An 18369-nucleotide genomic window follows, 5' to 3' on the forward strand; every position below is an offset into this window, starting at 1 on the left:
GGATAATTTAACTTTCTAAAAATCGTCTTTAAGGCGATTTTTTATTTTCATTATAAAAGTTTAAGCTAAATTGAACTTTGTATTGTCTAATAGGTGTAAGACAAAAAATGAGAGGGTGAACTGCGATAATACAATTGGTGAAAAAAGCTCAGAAAGGGAATGATAAAGCATTTATAAAGATTTTCCAAGAATATGAGGAAGACATTTATCGAATGGCTTTTGTATATGTGAAAAATCAAGAAGATGCTTTAGATATCGTTCAAGAAGTAGCTTATCAGTCATTTAAAAAGATACATACATTGAAACAACCAGAATATTTCAAAACGTGGTTAATGAGAATTACGATTAACTGTGCAGTTAATCTTGTGAAAAAGAATAAGAAAGTGCTTCAATTTAAACCGAACTTTGAAGAAATCATTGCTTCAGATGATGAAAATGTTCTGCTTTCAATTACATTACAAGAATTGATAGATACCTTACAATACGATGAAAAAAGCGTTGTTCTATTAAAGTTTTATCAAAATTACACTTTTAACGAGATATCAGAAGTATTAGAAATCCCACTTGGTACTGCGAAATCAGTATTATATCGTGCATTAAATAAACTTCGTAAAGAGTTAAAGGAGGCTGGTAGCTATGAGTAATAAAATAAATGACGAGTTAAATAAAATAGTGATTCCAAAAGAATTATATGAAAGGTCAAAACGTGGTGTAAGGAAAGCGAAATTAGAGAATCAAAAACGAAGAATTAAAAATCCGTTAATCGCAGTAGCAATGATTGGTGTTTTGATGTTTGGTGCAAGCTCAGTTTCTCCTGCATTTGCTAATACATTAAAATCAATTCCACTTATAGGTTCAATATTTGAAATGGTAGGAGATAATGGATTGAAAGAAGCAGATAAATCTGGTTTATCTCAAATAACAAATGAAGCATTTTCAGTTGGAGAATCATCTTTTATAATTAGAGAAGCCATTTATGATGGTAGCAGACTTTCATTAGGATTTATCATTACAAATTATTCGAATGAGTTACCTTTTGGTAACGCATCATTTAAAATTGATGAAATGGATTTTTATGGTGGGGCAGGCAGTCAAGGAGAGTTTATTAATAACAAGGATTATGCTGGGGTAATCAGTTTTATTGTTCCTAATGAATTGAAAAGGGATTCTTTTAATTTTTCTATATCTTTCGATGAGTTTAATGGAAAGAAAGGAAACTGGAATTTGAACATTCCGATTACTAAAATTGAGGGAGAATCGTTTCTTGTTATGGACGAAGCTACTTCTAAAGATTATAAAATTGAAATGAAAAAAGTAACTTTTACATCAGCAACAACAGAAATAAACTTTGATTTAACCGAACCAATTAATGCTGAAGAATTAAACCAAATTATACGTTTTCGCTTATATGATGATAAAGGAAATGTGTTAAAGGAAATAAGTGCTGGTGGCGGTGGTTGTAGTGATTGTGAAAATATAGATGGAAAAATAACACTGGATACGAGTGTCCAGTATGAACCATTAAAGCATATTCCAGATTACTTAATTATTGAGCCATACATTAGTAGTACAAGTAAAAATATTGAAGAATTAAGAATGGAGATTCCCCTTAAAGAAAGTGAATAAGCTCAAGAGGAATTATTGTTCTTTCTTAAACTACCATGAAAATTAATTACTTCAAGAAAAGAAAAATGACAATACTTAAGAAGACCCCTGCGTAATCGTAAAAAAAAGAGGAGAGCGTACATTAATAAGTCTATTGTTTTCAGTGGACTACTAGTATTGACTCCTCTAACCATTTTCATTCTCTGTGGTGCAGCACTATTTTGTGCTGCATGGATGGCTAACGGGTGCTTAGTAAAAATCGTTGAGCTGCTTTTGCGGCTCTTTTTTTGCTCAACTAGAGAAAATAATTTTATTTTTTTTAAAAAGACATAACATTTATGAAACCTCACACAATAAAGGAAATACAAAAAAATGTGGAGGTTCTATATCTTGAATGTTATTAAAGGATTACTTCTTTTCTTTACCATATTATTAACTATTTCATCTGTGGTTTATGCAGAAAATAAGGAGCCAAAGCAAGGTGTAAATGAGGAAGGAACTGTAGTTTACCATATCAAATACGATTATGATGCATTATCTAGTTTTTTGAAATTAAGCCGTGATGAGTATGAAAAGTATTGGAAAGAAGGTCTTACTATTGCTGACATGGCGAAAAAACAAGGAATTTCAAGAAGGGATATAGAGGTCTATTTTTATGATTTTCACTATAAAGAAATGCAAAAGTGGAGAACCAAAGGTCCTCTTACAGAAAAACATTATTTCCACCTTGTTTATAAGTTAAAAGATGAAATCGAGGAGTTTATTGAACGTAATCCAAATCGCAAATCCAACTAACTGAGGACTCAGTAGAACAAGTCAAGTCAACAATCGTTGGTTTTACTTCAGGATATTGAGAGTATTTTACCTATACCGAATAAGCTAAACAGACGGTGAACTTTCCGAGATAATGTTAAGAGTTTCACTTAAACAAACGTGTGCTTTAGTCAAGTAGAGCAACGTCCTCTAAGACGTTGCTCCTTTTTCATTTAAAAGTACTTCTGATAGTACTCTTTTCTTAACCTTCCACTTAACTGAGCATAGATCTTGGTAGTTTCAAATGCGTTACATCATCAAGCGTATTTCCAATCGTGCGGAAATTAATAAAGAGATTCATCCACATCAACTTCGACATAGCTACGCAAATCATTTGTTGATAATGGAGCTCCTATTGAAGTCATACAAAAGTCTTATGGGGCTGGTAGGCCTTTAACGTTTGTGGAGAAAAGCCTTCTATTCGCTTATCCGCTTCAAACGAAGCCCATGCTTTTGACAGTAACAATTCAATTCACCCTAAAACAGTAATATTAAAGGATTATTGCCAATTTAATAGAATTATAGACATAGGGTGTATTTTAACTAACGCAGCAGATTAGTTAAATTTTTCGCACGTCTATTCGGTCGATAAGGATGGGGTGAATTTTGGATAGTGTTAGTGTAGGAGAGAAAATAAAGAAATTAAGAAAATCCCAAAAAGTAACACAAGCAGAGATGGGAAAAGCACTAAATTTATCTAATACCACTATTGCATCTTGGGAAAGTGGTAGTAATAGCTTAACAGCAGAAAAACTTTATGAAGTAGCGACTATTTTCAATGTACCAGTCAGTTATTTTTTTGATGATGAAGGTACATATGAGAGTGAACAAATGCATCCTATATTTAGTTACTTAACCGTTGAACAATCAGTATTTTTTACGGATTTAATGACAAAAGCACTTGAAATGGATATAGAAAAACGCGAAAAATTTATTGATAGCATCAAGTTTGCAGTAGAATTTTTCAATCGTAATAACGACTAATAAAGAAATTGATTTTAAAAGTGGAAGAACGTAATTTCCTTCCATATTTTGTGGTGAAGTAGGGCTTCATAGATGGCTAACGGGTGCTACAGTTAATCAAGTGGCTGCCTTTAAGGGTAGCTTTTTCTAATTGTACTAACGCGGCAGGATAGTTGAACAATATTCGGGAAAGATACCTATAAAGAATAGGGTGGGCTTTATTGAAGAAAAAACTCTACGTGCTTTTTTGTATCATATTTCTTGTAAATAATATTGTTGTCTTTGCAAAGCAAGAAGCACCTAAACAAGTAAATTTAATTAATTCAGCCAGCCAAATGACTGAAACAAAAAAGAATACCAATCAACCTTTTTTGGAACAATTGATGACGCATTCATTAGTGCATAATGATGTTCAAAACATTAAAGTTGAAAATAATTCCGGACTTCAGCGTGTATTCAGTATCAATGATGGTTTTCAAGAACGTGTACTCAGAAAAGTGGTTTACTGGCTTAATAAATCTGACCGAGTGAATGGAAAAATCGAGGTATCTTTAGATAATCCATCCAATAAATTGACGTTAAAAATGGCAAATAATGAAGTGATCACTATTGAACCCGCTTATACATGCGTAGTTGACAATAAACGCAAAACCTGCACGCTTAAAGAAGGGGAATTAATCGTTTCTGAAAATGGGCAAAAAGTGCGATTAAAGTCACAATCTCTTTATGATTGGCTAATGGTGGGGTGGAGAAAAGAAGTGGACGGACCAACTAAAGAAGAGTTACTAGAAGAAGCATTGTTTACACGTTATTTATATGAATTGGGCCCATCTTATGCGGAATTTTTTATGTGTCCAAAAATCAAAATTGAACCCATTGATGGAGATCCTAGGAGACATCTCGTTTTTGCCAGTGCTTTAAACTATTCCGGACACCACGGTAGTGATTATGATAAACTTACTTTTTCTATAAGTGATTCTAACCTAACAGGGTTACAAGTGACAAATGTGAAAATAAAGAAACATATTTCGTCAGAAGAAATCGATAAACAATGCCGTACGTTTGAATGAATATAGTTCTTACAAAAGGGATGTTTCTTTCAGAGAAGGAAACGTTTCTTTTTATTTGAGCTATTTCAGTAAATCAAAGTGTTAATAAGTTTGTGAAAGATTGTAATTAAGCTAACGGGTGCTTACTTCAAGAAGGAGTAAAGCTCTTTTTCTTATTAAACTAACGAAGCAGTTTAGTTGAATAAGAAAGAGACATAAAATGGTATAATGACAGTAAAAAGTATAATTAGAAGAGGATATAAATGACAAATAAAACATATGGAATAATATTATTAATTGCATTAACAATACCGTTTCTAAAATATACTAAATATGGAGAACTAATTGCTTTATTAGTAATTATCGGAGTATGCATTTTTAATAAAAAAATAAGACAAGAATTTATAAAAGCATGGTTCGAGAAAAGAGAAGTTATAATTTGGTTATTCATTCTGCTCTTTGTGATAGCTCCAATTTCTTTTTGGATTTTAATATCCTTATTCAACTACCATGAAAATTAATTACTTCAAGAAAAGAAAAATGACAATACTTAAGAAGACCCCTGCGTAATCGTAAAAAAAAGAGGAGAGCGTACATTAATAAGTCTATTGTTTTCAGTGGACTACTAGTATTGACTCCTCTAACCATTTTCATTCTCTGTGGTGCAGCACTATTTTGTGCTGCATGGATGGCTAACGGGTGCGTTAGTTAAAGATTCGATTTCCGAAATAATCGATCATAAGTATAGAATTACTGCGTATTGTATTGGTAAAACTATAACATTACGAAAAACATTGGTTTACGAACTTTAATGTCACTGGACAGTAAATGAGTATGATAGGAGATTGAAAATGGAATTTATTACATGGTTAGCTTTAGGGTTTGGTTTTAGTTCTGCATTTTATGTAGACAAAGTAAGAAAGAAAAATAAAGAATTAGAAGATAGGATAAAAGCGATTGAAAAAAAAGTAATGCTTTAATTATTACCAGTACTGAGTTTCTTGTTGAACTAACGAGGTGCTTTAGAAAAAAAAAACTTAAAGTAAAATACAATGAGCTTGGAGATACATTTCCAGCTCATTTTTATGTGCATTTTTATTTTCCTATAAAATAAGATGTATAATCTTGTCACTTTGAATGCGAAGTTCCTCAGCCTTAACTTTTCATTTCAAAATCAACCAATAACTTTAACATAGCCTTTTTACATTTAACTTTGATAAACTATAAAAAACAGACTATTTAGAGTAAAAAGAAAGTGAGAGGGTAATCTTGATGCCAATTGAGTTTCGTATCGAAAATGAAGGAGAATCATTAACACTTGATTTTAAAAAGGAAGGGTATGGGAAAGCAAAACAAGAATTTCTTAAAGATGTGATAGCCATGGCAAATTCTTTATCAAATGATCCATATCGCTACATCGTAATTGGTGTAAAGGAAACGCATGGAGATAAAGATTATTTCGATGTGAATCGTGAACAAATCGGAGATGTAGCAAATTACCATCAACTGATTGACCATAACATTGAACCTGCAGTTCCATTCAATATTAAATATGTCCAGATTGAAGAGAAAACCATATGCATCTTTGAAATTGGACCTTGCAATAATCCACCATATCTATTAAAGAAAGAAAATAAACCGTATATACAAGGAAATATTTTTATAAGAAACGGTACTTCCACCCGTTTTGCTAATAGAAAAGAGTTAGATATAATGTATTTGAACAAGCAGAAAGTTAATCGTCGCGATATTCTTGTAGGTATTAATGAGAAACAGGATCAATTGATAGTATTACCTACATTAAGCGAAGATGAATTTGAAAATGTACCATCTGATAAAGAACAACGTAGGATAAAGAATGAGATTTCAAAAAGGAGGTCTCCTTTTTATTCTAAACTACAAAATGGGATGTTGAATGTTAGTGCAATAGCTAGTCGTGATATTTTCCGTGAAAAACCGATTAATCAAAGAACAGAGGAAGAATTACTTGAAATGTTAGAAAATACAAAAGAAAAGTATTGTAGGCATGATGGTTATTATATGTTTGAACAATTAGGACAACATATTAACATTCATGTACATAATCAAGGAACAGAACCATTGAGAAATTGTAAAATAAGAGTAACATTTCCCCTTCTGGAAGGACTCAATATAGCAGATAGAATATATGAAGATCCAGAAGATAAAACTAACTTATTTAATAGCAAACCATATTATTACTTTGATATTGAGCAAACCGACACTTCCTACATCATTACGGATACAGTTGATATTATTCGGCATAAGCTACCAACTGCTATCCTTGCCAAAAACATTCGGATTGCTCTTGCTCCAAATCTTGTTAATACCGAAATACCCATTCATTATCAAATTTTTGCTGAGAACTTTCCGGATGAAATAAGCGGAAGTTTAATTATTAAGGCGATGGCGTGAACCAAGCTACATAGACCAACGGGTATTTGGTTAAAGAACATTGGGTTGCTTAGGCAACTCTTAAAATCTAGTGAACTATAAGAAAATATCCAAGGATGCTATTCTAAATAATAATGGCTTTAACAAATATATCCTAAAGGAATAATAGTATGAAAGTATTCACAGACAAATCATATGTAAACCTTTACTAGTTCTTTATCTATTGACTCTAAGGGTTTAAAAGTTTGTGAAAGGCTATTAATAGCATTAGTAAGTGGGCGGAATGATGTAATAAGCCTAATCAATCGTTGTTATATCAATGGTTTATAAATACTATTTAAGCAAATGCTCATAATGAAGTAAAAAAGTTTAAAATGCTAGTATGCAGACCAAATCAGATATTGATTTGGTCTTTTTTTATTCTCTCTATAAGAAGTTCATTATTTTAAATAGTAAGCTGCTAAATGATCAATTAATTGCACCTTTTTTATTTAATGACCTCCCTCCCTTATAATTAACTTTTGATATAGTAGTAATAATAGAGATGGTAATGATGAGAGGAGTGCATAAGTTCAATGAGGAAATCGGAAATAAATACATTGATTCAAGATCCATTCTAATAATCAGATTGTCTTGTATTGGATATTCACAATTATGTGTGGTGATAACGTTTTGAAAAAATACACTAAGAAGGATTGGGAAGAAAATGAAATTTAAAATATTCACGTTTCGTGAATTAATATATAAAAAGATTGCTTACGCCCTTGTCTTTATTATTACAGTTGGTTGCATAGTTTTATATTTCTATAAACGAAACAGTGAAGAAATTGCTTTTATAATAAGTCTATTCTATGCACTATTTCTTTTTATAATAAGTGTGTATATAAACAACATGTCAACTAAAATTCAAAATATGTTTCATAGAAGAAAAGAACAATATAGAAGTTTACAAGGGTTGGCAGAAATATATAAACCAACATCTTGGGACAAAGACGATTTACTGTCTTATATTGGATTGGTTCAAGGAATGACAGGAAGAACTGGTTATGGTGAGAGATCATTGATAAGATTCAATGGTTTCAGATATACCGAGAAGTATCTCAAACTTGAAAAATCTTATTTAGTCTTTAGGAGAGACCTACATGTTTTGATAAATGACGAAGTAAATAAGTATATTCCCTCTCATAAACTGACAAAGAAAGTTCGAAATATATTTGTTTATGACATAACTAAGTTCTTTGCTGATGTAAATGGTTGGGTAGATGAACACCTTGATTTAACAACAGAAGAAAAAACAGATTTTTTCAATTTTATAGAGCATCTACGTAGGGGGAATAAAAAGCAATTTAAAAAATGGGATAGAGCAACAAATAAAATTAAGAAGATGATTAGAAAAACTAGTGAAAAGTGTCATGAAAATATGTTGAGAATAGAAGAAGTTTATGGAGAAATGCTTTTTGAAACTTTGAACGAGGAAAATGCACTCTATACTAATTTCAATGTGTTGGAAAAATTAATTCAAGAAGTAAAGGACGAAGTCCTTGTATATTCCAGCTTTGAAGAAATTACAGATGAATATTATGAAAAGATTCATCATTATCTTGAGGTCATGGATCGGAAGTTAGAGTTGATTAAAGAGGAAGTTGAGGAAATAAGTATTAATACCAATCCAGATTATTAATTACTGTAGATTTATAAAAAGTGTAAACAATATTATGATACTCTAACAAAAAAGATTGTTAAAAAATGTACTTACATTAACAGGTGCGTTAGCAGACAAGGCTGGTTAGGAGACAGACTTTATTGCTATTCAACTAAAGTTTCATACCTCCGTGACTTTTTTTATAATGGAACAATTGCTGGAAAGAAGGTAAAACATTGAACTAAGGGAATCGTCAGAGGCAGCATCTGTGCGAGTCAAAAAGGAGGATACATATTGCTTAAAGATAATTTGTTGAAAAACACGTTCCCGGAATTATTTAGTGAATGGAACTATGATAAAAATAGTGATAGTTTAAGCCTCGAAAAAGTTACTGCTGGAAGTTCCTTAAAAGTATGGTGGATTTGTAAAAAAGGTCATGAGTGGGAAGCAATTATTGCAAATAGAGCAAAAGGAAATGGTTGTCCTTACTGTTCAGGAAAAAAAGTAACAGATGAAACTTCATTGCAATTTCTATATCCGAATCTTGCCAAAGAATGGCATCCTACTAAAAATGGAAAGTTAACACCGAAAGATCTTACCCGAGGTTCAGGAAAAAAAGTTTGGTGGAAGTGTGAAAAAGACCATGAATGGCAAGCGGTAGTAAGAAACAGGTCTGGTGGAACAGGGTGTCCAGATTGTGGAAAGAAAGCATTAGCTGATAAAAGAAGAAGTTGGTATATGAATTACCCTGATATAGTTCGAGAATGGCATCCTACAAAAAACGGTACACTACAGCCTAATGAAGTATCAGTTTCTTATAAAAAATATATTTGGTGGAAGTGTATAAACTGTACAAACGAATGGAGAGCTAAATTAAATAGTAGGGTTAAATCAGAGTGTCCGGATTGTGGAAAACATAAAAGGGTCAATTCAAACATAATAAATAAAATTGCAATAAGAGGATCGTTATTAACTGTGAATCCAAAATTAGCTAAAGATTGGCATCCAGTGAGAAATAATGAATTAACTCCCCAAGATGTAACACCAAGTTCTTCAAAGGTCGTTTGGTGGCAATGTGAAAAGAAACATGAGTGGAAAACATCGATATCGAACAGAAACAGATATAATCATGGTTGTCCTTATTGTAAAGGAAAAAAAGCATGGAGTGAAAATTCTCTGGAAAACAATTCATCTGAATTCATATTAGGCGAATGGGATTATAAGAAAAATAGTATTACTCCCGAGGAAGTAACCCCGTTTTCCCACCAGAAAGTATGGTGGATTTGTAGTAAAGGACACTCATGGAAAGCAGCAATAAGCCATAGGAGTAATGGTAGAAATTGTCCAATATGTAATAAGGAAAGAAGCACCTCCTTTCAAGAACAAATATTTTATTTTTATTTAAAGTCGATTTTTCAGAATTGCGAGAATAGGTTTGTTTTTTCCGAACTTGAAAGTTCTCCTGAAGCTGATATTTATATTCCACAATTAAATCTTGTAATTGAATATGATGGTATATTCTTTCATAAAAATAAAGTTCAACAGGATGAAAAAAAGAATAGAATATTTAAACAAAATGACATTGTATTAATTAGAATCCGAGAAACCGAAAGAGGGGAAAAACTACCGGAAATTGATAGTAGTAATTGTAAGTTAATTAATTGCGAATATGGTGGAAATAATTCTATAAAAAACAGTTTGATGGAGATCTTTGAATTTATAAAAACTGAAATAGGAATTACTGTTGAAGAGAATAAAAAGATGGAAGATCTAATTAAAAACATAGATATTGAAAAAGATAAGATTAGCATTGCAAAAAATTTTATTAATAATACTAAAGAGGATAGCCTGCTTTTAAAGAACCCTCAATTAGCAAAGCAATGGAATTATGAAAAAAATGAGAATCTACTTCCAGAATACTTTAAACCGCAGTCTAACAAAAAAGTATGGTGGAAATGTGAAAAAGGACATGAGTGGATCTCTTCAATAGGAAATAGAATAAAAGGAAGAAGTTGTCCTTATTGTTCAGGAAAAAAAGTAACTGTTGAAACTTCATTATTATATTTATTTCCGGAGATTTCGAAAGAATGGGACTCTCTAAAAAATTTAGGCCTATTACCAAGCGATGTAACGAAAAGTTCTAATAAAAAAGTATGGTGGAAGTGTGAAAAAGGTCATGAGTGGGAAACCGTCATAGCTCATAGAACAAACGGCACAGGCTGTCCTTTTTGTTCGGGGAAAAAAGCGACATTCGATACGTCACTACAAAGCCTATTCCCAGAAATAGCAAGGGAATGGCATCCTACTAAAAATGGAAAATTAACACCAAATAGTGTTACTCGAGGGTCAGGTAAAAAGATCTGGTGGAAATGTAAAAATGGACATGAATGGGAAGCACAAATAATCAAAAGAACAAGCAGAAACAATCGTTGCCCATATTGCAGGACTTGATTTTGATGAACATATTTTATGTGAGTTGTAACTTATTTTAGACATCAGACCTTTTATGACTTTGATTATACAGGGGGCATTATAGACTTGACTTTGAAGGTGAAGAATCCTATATTTTATCCTGTTTACTTAATGAACTATCTTTTAATTAATATGAATATAAACTGTGCCTTCTACCCCCACGGACAATGCTCATAATTTGCTCTTATTTTTTTGAATACCTATACATGTTATAATGTTCTTTATCTAAAATAGTTTGTATTCATAAGCTTTATCAAAGCTTATGAAAGACTATAAAAAGCCTTATTGAATGGGCGGCATGTTGTAACGTGCGTTTAAAGATATTTTAGGTGTATGCAAGCACTTCATATGATTATTTTACTACCGTCAGCAGTCCACGCATTGTGAAACGGTCGCTTGGTTGGAGTTAGTATAATGAAAGAAGAACGAATTTCCGTTATATGGAATTCGTTCTTTTTTCTTGTTGTTCTAAAAGGAGTAAATAATTTTTAAAAGGTAAGTCCTTGAATATACCCTTTGACTATTAATCAAAGGGTATAAGAGGAAACATCACTAGTTGTACCTTTGTGTGGAAAATTTCCGATTGCCCTCTACAATGATCTGTCCCCATACTCACACTTTATTAATGAATGTCTTGAATTACTTTTTCTAGGAATTCCCCCATTCGTTTAACAGCTGCCTCTGAAAAATCAAAACTGACCCCAGTTTCTTTATAAATTGCTGCGATGGATTGATTGTTATCCGTACTTGCACCTTTTTTAAAGGATTCGATAGTTTTCTCTGGGTTGTTTCGATAATTCTCAAGTATTTGTAGAGCACCAAGCATCGAGATGGAGTATTCAATAGAATAGAAAGGAACTTGGAAATAATGAAGGGTGCCAACCCAACTCATCCCTATTGCATCCTCAAGCCCAGAAGTATCGACAGGGTTGAGGCCATAACGTCTTGAGATTTCAAAGAATTTTTCATCACGGTCTTTGGCAGTGTGTTTTGGATTCGTATACATCCAATGCTGGAAGAGGTCCCCTGACAATGGACCGAATAACATTGTGAATGCCCGTCTAAGCCCTTCCCGCTGTGCGCTTTTAAATTCTTCTTCTTCTGGATAAAATTGATCCAGCTTATCCAATAAGAGCAATTCCATCCCATGAGAGTACAGTTCAGCAACTTCACTTCGGTCTTGGTGTTCCTCCAAAGGACCGTGCTCCGAAAACACAAGGTACGCATTTACCGCATGACCCATTTCATGAATTAATGCGATAAGAGAGAAAAAGGATGGACTAAGGTTCGCAAAAACAAAGGTATCTTCGGAAACTGGTAAGATGGTACAGAAACCACCTGGGCTTTTCCCTTTCCGATCTCCAAGATCTAGTAACTCATGCTCTCTCATGTAATCAAAACGGTCTGCAAAATATGGGTCGGTCTTACCTAACATCTCAGAAACGCCATCCATAAGAGTAGACACCTCGGAGTATGGTGGGTTTTTCAAAAGTTTAGCGGTGTTATCCCAAGGGCGATAAGTATCGACACCAAGCTTGGACTTAAAAACCTCTGCGAGTCGATTCCAAGCTGGAATAATATGTTTCTCTACATTTTCATGAAAGTCATAACAATCTTGGATGCTATACTCACGATTTTTGACCACAAACATATAATCACGATAATTTTCAAAGCCAGCATTTAAAGCAATTTGATGGCGCAGTTGAATGAGCTCATCCATAATGGCATCCATATCGGGCTTAATTTGACGATAGGCTGATATCATTGAGTGATAAGCTTTTTCTCGCACGGCTCTGTCTAGGTTATCGAGTTGGGATTCGATAAATGGAAAAGGCTTTTCCTCCCCCTCCCATTCAACTGTTAGTCCACTCATAATTTCACTATACTTAGTACAGAGTTCTTGTTCTTTTACAAGCAATGGAATGTTTTCTTCTCGAAACAGTTTAATTTTGGACTCACGAACGCGTCGCATTAAGCCGTAACGGTTTTCATCTAATTGATTTACATAAGGAGACTCACAGCATTTCTCATTCAGTTTTGCTTCATATTTCATTAAAAGTGGTTGAACGACTTGCTGATCGTGTAGATAAGTTGACTTGATGTCCGCATCCTCTGTGTTTCGGTAGAAGTCGACTTGGTGACCTGTCATCGCCTCCATAATTTTAATCATTAAATCTTTTTCATCCCTTAGCCACTTTTCTAGGTCAGAAATGGATTCAATCGGAACCTCAAGCAAACCTTGAAATTGAGCTTCGACACCTTCTACATCTTGCAAATCAATTAATTCTTTATAATAATCATGACTTATATTTTGTGACATGGATAACTCTCCTTCTATAATATAATTATTTTAATTATTAAAATAATTATATTATAGATTGCTAGTAATTAACCCTTTTTTAAAAAATAATTAACAAAGGATGCCTTAAGGGAAGATGTTAGAATTTGCTTTCTTAACGAGTAAAAGTTTATAAAACGAGTGTAAACTCACCAAACACCCCATGTGTTGCCACAAACACTCGAGACATTGCGAAGCGGTAGCTTGGTTAGAGGTGGTATAATAGATAAGCAGTTGATATAGAAAAAATCTATACCATCTGCTTTTTTGTTTATAAAAATACCATTCATGACCGAATTTCGTTAAAATAAACATTGTTGATTTTCACAATAGTTTTTTACAAATTATAAATGTCCAAATGTACTTGTGTTTGATATTAAGTTATTAAGCATGATATAAGTGTAAAAGAAGTAGAACATTTGGCGTTATGATTTTTGGCCGAGAGTTTGAAGTTGTATCCATAGTGAGAGGATTTGAGTTTGAAATGACAGATAATTTTTGGCGTGATTTACCGCGGCCATTTTTTGTACTAGCACCAATGGAAGATGTGACAGATGTTGTTTTTCGTCATGTAGTAAGTAAAGCAGGTAGACCGGATGTGTTTTTTACAGAGTTTACAAACTCGGATAGCTATTGTCATCCAGAGGGACAGAAAAGTGTGCGTGGGCGATTGCTTTTTACAGAAGATGAACAGCCAATGGTGGCACATATTTGGGGGGATAAACCCGAATATTTCCGTCAAATGAGTATTGGTATGGCAGAGCTAGGTTTCAAGGGCGTAGATATTAATATGGGTTGTCCTGTACCAAATGTAGCATCGAGAGGGAAGGGAAGTGGCCTTATTCTTCTTCCAGAAGTTGCTGCAGAATTAATTCAAGCAGCTAAAGCAGGCGGACTTCCTGTGAGTGTCAAAACAAGACTCGGTTTCACAGAAGTAGATGAGTGGAAGGAATGGCTAACACATATATTAAAACAGGATATTGCAAACCTTTCTATTCATCTTCGTACGAGAAAAGAAATGAGCCAAGTAGAAGCACACTGGGAGCTAATCCCGGAAATTAAGAAAGTGCGTGATCAAATTGCTCCAAATACGCTTTTAACAATCAATGGAGACATTCCTGACCGTGAAACCGGACTGAAGCTTGCAGAACAATATGGTATTGATGGGGTTATGATCGGGCGAGGTATTTTTAAAAATCCTTTTGCTTTTGAAAAAGAGCCAAAAGAACATAGTAGTAAAGAGTACCTTGATCTTTTAAGACTGCAACTTGAACTTCAAGACAAATATTCTGAAGAATTGCCCCGTTCAGTCTCGGCGCTTCATCGCTTCTTCAAAATATATGTCAAAGGATTTCGTGGAGCTGGTGAATTAAGAAATCAATTAATGAACACGAAATCAACGGATGAAGTACGTACATTGCTTGATAATTTTGAAGCAAACAATTTTGATTGAAGCCGAACAGTATGCTGAAATAAATTGCAATAATTATCTTAGGTTTTATGAGCAAAAAATTAGTTATAATTAGTATAAAAAAAGAACGAATTCCCAATGGTGGAATTCGTTCTTTTTCTTGCCCAGATATAGATCTACTATCCTCGTAAAGTAATGGATAACTACTATTTTTACTCCTGCTCATAATTTTATAAATAAAACTAGTAATAGCTAAAAATAGAAAGGCTCTCGACTGGCGATTATTATGATAGGTCTCCATTATTTACAGGTGATACAGGTTCTGGTGAAAGTGAGATTCAGAAAATTCTTCATTTGTAAGGGAAACATACAAAAGATAATTTTGTCTACATACTAAATTTTTAAATGCATTGCATGTCTAACTAAATTCCTTTTCACTGTGCAGATACCCTTAGTGAGTCTTAGTTGTTTGCGTATTTTAGAGAGAGGGCAAAATTGTCTTCTTTGATTAATCTATAGGAGGGAGGGATGGACATGTTGTTTTTCGAAGGTGAAATAAAGAAAGTAAGTAATAAAGTTGGACCGTCGGGATGGAATACAATGCTGATACAAGACCCACGCTTAAATGGGCAATTACGGAAGGATCAGATAGCCCAGGAGACGGAAGCAAGGAATGCAGCGAATCGTCGAAAGCGCTTATTGAAGGGATATGACTAATTAGAATAAAAGACGTTGCTTCACCGAGAAGGTGTGGCTACGTCTTTTTATTTTTAACTTTCAATTGATGTTTTTTTTATTATTAGGTATGCTGAATCTCTTTATGAATCAATCGAAGAATATATTATTTTAAAATAGTGAAAAATGGAAAAAGTATTGCATAAAAGTACTTTTTACAACGTTTTTTATTAGAATATTATGTTAATTCAGATAATATTCTAGTATTGTAATCTCTTAATAAAATCAGTATAATACTATTTGTATTGAGTACAAATGTCTTTTTGGGATGGAATTCAAGTGACGTTCATTCAATAGAATTAATTGCTCTTTTTATAAACTTATTTAATAGTATAGGCGCCGAAGTCTATTAGTAATGAATAACTTTAAAATAGCAATATCGTAAATTAACAAGTGGGGGAAAGTTATGAAAAGTTTATTTAAAAAGTGGAGTCAGTTGAGTCTAGTAAAACAGATAATTATAGGTTTGATTGTTGGTATTATTCTTGCATTAACAATTCCGGAAACAGCAAAGTTCATAGTCATTTTTGGCTCTTTGTTTGTAGGTGCTTTGAAAGCTATTGCACCTGTGTTGGTACTCTTTTTGGTTATTTCAGCTATAGCTCAACACAAAAGTGGTCACAAAACGAATATGAAATCTGTTATCATTCTATATCTGTTAGGAACTTTTTTAGCAGGATTAATTGCTGTAATTGCGAGCTTTATTTTTCCTGTAAGCTTAACTCTTGTAAATGGAGCTGAGGGTGTAACGCCTCCTAGCGGTGTTGTTGAGGTTCTTAAATCGTTGTTGTTGAATATGGTTGATAATCCAGCTAAGGCAATTTTTAATGCTAACTATATTGGTATTTTAACTTGGGCAGTAATTCTGGGATTAGCTTTAAGAAATGCTGCTGATTCTACAAAAACGATGATTTCTAATGTTTCTGATGCTATTTCCAAAATGGTTACATGGGTTATTAAGTTTGCACCGTTAGGAATCATGGGTCTCGTATTTGAGTCCATTACGACAAATGGATTGGAATCTTTACTTAGCTATGGGAAATTACTTGTTGTATTAATTGGTTGTATGCTTTTTGTTGCGTTGGTTGTTAATCCGATCATTGTATATGTATATATAAAGCAAAACCCCTTTCCGCTTGTTATTAAGTGCATAAAGGAAAGTGGTATTACAGCATTCTTTACACGCAGCTCAGCTGCTAATATTCCTGTAAATATGAAATTATGTCAAAACCTTGGTTTGAATAAAGATAATTATTCAGTATCCATTCCATTAGGTGCAACCATCAATATGGCAGGTGCCGCTGTCACTATTTCTGTATTGACACTTGCAACGGTCCATACTCTTGGAATTCAAGTAGATCTTCCTACAGCCATCATTCTTAGCGTATTATCAGCAGTATGTGCTTGTGGTGCTTCTGGAGTAGCAGGTGGATCCTTATTACTGATTCCTCTAGCATGTAGCTTATTTGGAATCCCAGCTGAAATTGCAATGCAAGTAGTTGGAGTAGGCTTTATCATCGGCGTCTTACAAGACTCTTTTGAAACGGCTCTTAACTCATCTACTGATGTACTTTTCACAGCAGCAGCTGAATACAAAGAGTGGCGTAAAGAAGGAAAAACAATAGATATCAACAAAATAAAATAAAGAATGATGGAACTGCACCCCAAATGTTAGTATAGACTATACAGTGGGGTGCATTTTTTTAAATAAAAATGAATGGCATAAAATATGTTAATCCTTTTAATAGGCGCTCTATGTAACTTGTTAAATTTAGAGTTCCTAAGAATAGAAAGAAGACAGAGGTTAGAAATAAATGTATAAAGATGATGTTAGTTATGAAAGTTGAAATTAGAAATAAAATGATAGATTTTAATGTTCAATATGGAAAGAGGAAGAAATTATCTATTCATATAGATTCGTTTGGTTATATAACTGTTAAAGTTCCCAAAGACACAAGTAAAGAAACTATTGTCAGTGCAATAGAAAGTAAAGGGGAGTGGATCCTTGAGAAGATTCAGGAAATCGGAGAATTTCGAGAAAACCCTAAGGCAAGAGAGTATCACGCTCAAGGAAAGTTCTTATACCTTGGGAAAGAGTGTTTTCTTCATGAATTAATAGATAGTAGTGAGTTAAATGAAGATATACTTAAAAGAAATCTTAAAAAGTTCTATATAACTAGCTGTAAGAAAATTGTAGAAGAACGGATAAAAATATATCAAAAACAACTGAAAGTAAAGCCTAAAATCATAGAAATTGTTGAATCTAAAACCAAGTGGGGTAGTTGTAGTTCGGATAAAAAGATATCCTTTAATTTTCGATTAGCTATGGCTCCAATTGAAGTTATTGATTATGTGATAATCCACGAACTATGTCATATAATTCATATGAATCATGATCGCTCATTTTGGAGACGTGTAGGAAGTATTATGCCAGATTATAAAGAAAAGGAAGATTATTTGGCAAAGCACGGGCATTCAATGTCCTTTTAAAAAAATGAACCGTATTTTGAGTTAAAAACTTATTAACCTTGTAAAAGCTTTTAGTTTGTAGTTACTTAAAACAGGAGCCAAAATGATCAACAAATTTTAAAAATGAAAGGATTATTCATTATGGCAATCATTACTTTTCTTTTGGTTGGTTGGATTCTAAATTGGTTTAAATTCGAACAATTAATTATTCAAGCATTTAAGGAATTATTTAGTAAAGACATAACAAAGGCAACCTACTATTTTCTGTTTTTTTGTGTAGGGGTATTAGGTGAAATCGTCTTATTTTTTCAAGGTGCTTACTATAAATATTTCTTACATTGATGAACTATGTGACTCTGTGCCAAGCAGGGTCACTTTTTTGGAAAAAGTATATAAATGATTAGAGTAGTGGAACCTGAAAAAAAATGATAGCATCTATGATAAAGAAGCGTTGAGCGGA

At 33.1% G+C, this 18369-nt stretch carries 15 protein-coding genes and 1 pseudogene; 15 read left to right on the forward strand and 1 reads right to left on the reverse strand.

From position 1 onward, the window contains the following. Positions 1 to 125 precede the first annotated feature (125 nt). From ACTSKG_RS16480 to ACTSKG_RS16530, 11 genes and pseudogenes are all read left to right on the forward strand, one after another. On the forward strand, positions 126 to 644 hold the full coding sequence (locus ACTSKG_RS16480; RefSeq protein WP_464758054.1) for a sigma-70 family RNA polymerase sigma factor: 519 nt from the start codon (positions 126 to 128) through the stop codon (positions 642 to 644). Continuing rightward, positions 637 to 1626, forward strand: a complete 990-nt coding sequence (locus ACTSKG_RS16485) for a DUF4179 domain-containing protein (RefSeq protein ID WP_464755631.1) — start codon at positions 637 to 639, stop codon at positions 1624 to 1626. Before ACTSKG_RS16480 ends, ACTSKG_RS16485 begins: the two co-directional genes overlap by 8 nt. 369 nt (positions 1627 to 1995) lie before the next feature. Continuing rightward, on the forward strand, positions 1996 to 2400 hold the full coding sequence (locus ACTSKG_RS16490; protein WP_464755632.1) for a hypothetical protein: 405 nt from the start codon (positions 1996 to 1998) through the stop codon (positions 2398 to 2400). 262 nt (positions 2401 to 2662) lie between these two features. Further along, positions 2663 to 2907, forward strand: a pseudogene (locus ACTSKG_RS16495) (tyrosine-type recombinase/integrase); the annotation flags it as partial. A 117-nt stretch (positions 2908 to 3024) separates the two neighbouring features. Continuing rightward, positions 3025 to 3402 (forward strand): helix-turn-helix domain-containing protein, encoded by a 378-nt coding sequence (locus tag ACTSKG_RS16500; RefSeq protein WP_464755633.1) that lies wholly within the window; start codon positions 3025 to 3027, stop codon positions 3400 to 3402. 200 nt (positions 3403 to 3602) lie between these two features. Next, positions 3603 to 4451 (forward strand): hypothetical protein, encoded by an 849-nt coding sequence (locus ACTSKG_RS16505; protein WP_464755634.1) that lies wholly within the window; start codon positions 3603 to 3605, stop codon positions 4449 to 4451. Between the two features lie 242 nt (positions 4452 to 4693). Beyond that, a complete protein-coding gene (locus ACTSKG_RS16510; RefSeq protein ID WP_464755635.1) occupies positions 4694 to 4951 on the forward strand; it encodes a hypothetical protein in 258 nt (85 codons plus the stop codon). Positions 4952 to 5281: 330 nt separating this feature from the next. Beyond that, a complete protein-coding gene (locus tag ACTSKG_RS16515) occupies positions 5282 to 5410 on the forward strand; it encodes a hypothetical protein (protein WP_255475385.1) in 129 nt (42 codons plus the stop codon). A gap of 292 nt (positions 5411 to 5702) precedes the next feature. Beyond that, complete coding sequence (locus ACTSKG_RS16520; protein WP_464755636.1) at positions 5703 to 6863, forward strand: AlbA family DNA-binding domain-containing protein; 1161 nt, start codon at positions 5703 to 5705, stop codon at positions 6861 to 6863. 685 nt (positions 6864 to 7548) lie between these two features. After that, complete coding sequence (locus ACTSKG_RS16525; RefSeq protein ID WP_464755637.1) at positions 7549 to 8523, forward strand: hypothetical protein; 975 nt, start codon at positions 7549 to 7551, stop codon at positions 8521 to 8523. A gap of 255 nt (positions 8524 to 8778) precedes the next feature. Continuing rightward, positions 8779 to 10935, forward strand: coding sequence for a zinc-ribbon domain-containing protein (locus ACTSKG_RS16530; RefSeq protein WP_464755638.1), 2157 nt, complete (start codon positions 8779 to 8781; stop codon positions 10933 to 10935). A 643-nt stretch (positions 10936 to 11578) separates the two neighbouring features. Here ACTSKG_RS16530 and ACTSKG_RS16535 read toward each other — a convergent pair. Then, positions 11579 to 13276 carry a M3 family oligoendopeptidase gene (locus ACTSKG_RS16535; protein WP_464755639.1) on the reverse strand — a complete coding sequence of 566 codons (1698 nt, stop codon included), beginning with the start codon at positions 13274 to 13276 and terminating at the stop codon, positions 11579 to 11581. A gap of 502 nt (positions 13277 to 13778) precedes the next feature. Between ACTSKG_RS16535 and ACTSKG_RS16540 the strand changes: the two genes are divergently transcribed. The 4 genes from ACTSKG_RS16540 to ACTSKG_RS16555 all read left to right on the forward strand — a co-directional run bounded on the left by ACTSKG_RS16540 (position 13779) and on the right by ACTSKG_RS16555 (position 18251). Then, positions 13779 to 14747, forward strand: coding sequence for a tRNA dihydrouridine synthase (locus ACTSKG_RS16540; RefSeq protein WP_464755640.1), 969 nt, complete (start codon positions 13779 to 13781; stop codon positions 14745 to 14747). 1099 nt (positions 14748 to 15846) lie between these two features. Continuing rightward, positions 15847 to 17085: a serine/threonine transporter SstT gene (sstT, locus tag ACTSKG_RS16545; RefSeq protein ID WP_464755641.1), complete on the forward strand. Its 1239-nt coding sequence runs from the start codon at positions 15847 to 15849 to the stop codon at positions 17083 to 17085. Between the two features lie 191 nt (positions 17086 to 17276). Further along, positions 17277 to 17930, forward strand: a complete 654-nt coding sequence (locus ACTSKG_RS16550) for a M48 family metallopeptidase (protein ID WP_464755642.1) — start codon at positions 17277 to 17279, stop codon at positions 17928 to 17930. 120 nt (positions 17931 to 18050) lie between these two features. Continuing rightward, positions 18051 to 18251, forward strand: coding sequence for a hypothetical protein (locus ACTSKG_RS16555; protein WP_464755643.1), 201 nt, complete (start codon positions 18051 to 18053; stop codon positions 18249 to 18251). Positions 18252 to 18369: the final 118 nt, after the last annotated feature.

Source organism: Psychrobacillus syltrankelensis, from assembly GCF_055454035.1.

Excerpts from the sequence above, each read along its gene's own strand:
- ACTSKG_RS16485 (WP_464755631.1), top strand. The coding sequence starts at position 637 with ATGAGTAATAAAATAAATGACGAGTTAAATAAAATAGTGATTCCAAAA.
- ACTSKG_RS16510 (WP_464755635.1), top strand. The coding sequence starts at position 4,694 with ATGACAAATAAAACATATGGAATAATATTATTAATTGCATTAACAATA.
- ACTSKG_RS16515 (WP_255475385.1), top strand. The coding sequence starts at position 5,282 with ATGGAATTTATTACATGGTTAGCTTTAGGGTTTGGTTTTAGTTCTGCA.
- ACTSKG_RS16520 (WP_464755636.1), top strand. The coding sequence starts at position 5,703 with ATGCCAATTGAGTTTCGTATCGAAAATGAAGGAGAATCATTAACACTT.
- ACTSKG_RS16525 (WP_464755637.1), top strand. The coding sequence starts at position 7,549 with ATGAAATTTAAAATATTCACGTTTCGTGAATTAATATATAAAAAGATT.
- ACTSKG_RS16535 (WP_464755639.1), bottom strand. The coding sequence starts at position 13,276 with ATGTCACAAAATATAAGTCATGATTATTATAAAGAATTAATTGATTTG.
- ACTSKG_RS16540 (WP_464755640.1), top strand. The coding sequence starts at position 13,779 with ATGACAGATAATTTTTGGCGTGATTTACCGCGGCCATTTTTTGTACTA.
- sstT (WP_464755641.1), top strand. The coding sequence starts at position 15,847 with ATGAAAAGTTTATTTAAAAAGTGGAGTCAGTTGAGTCTAGTAAAACAG.
- ACTSKG_RS16550 (WP_464755642.1), top strand. The coding sequence starts at position 17,277 with ATGAAAGTTGAAATTAGAAATAAAATGATAGATTTTAATGTTCAATAT.
- ACTSKG_RS16555 (WP_464755643.1), top strand. The coding sequence starts at position 18,051 with ATGGCAATCATTACTTTTCTTTTGGTTGGTTGGATTCTAAATTGGTTT.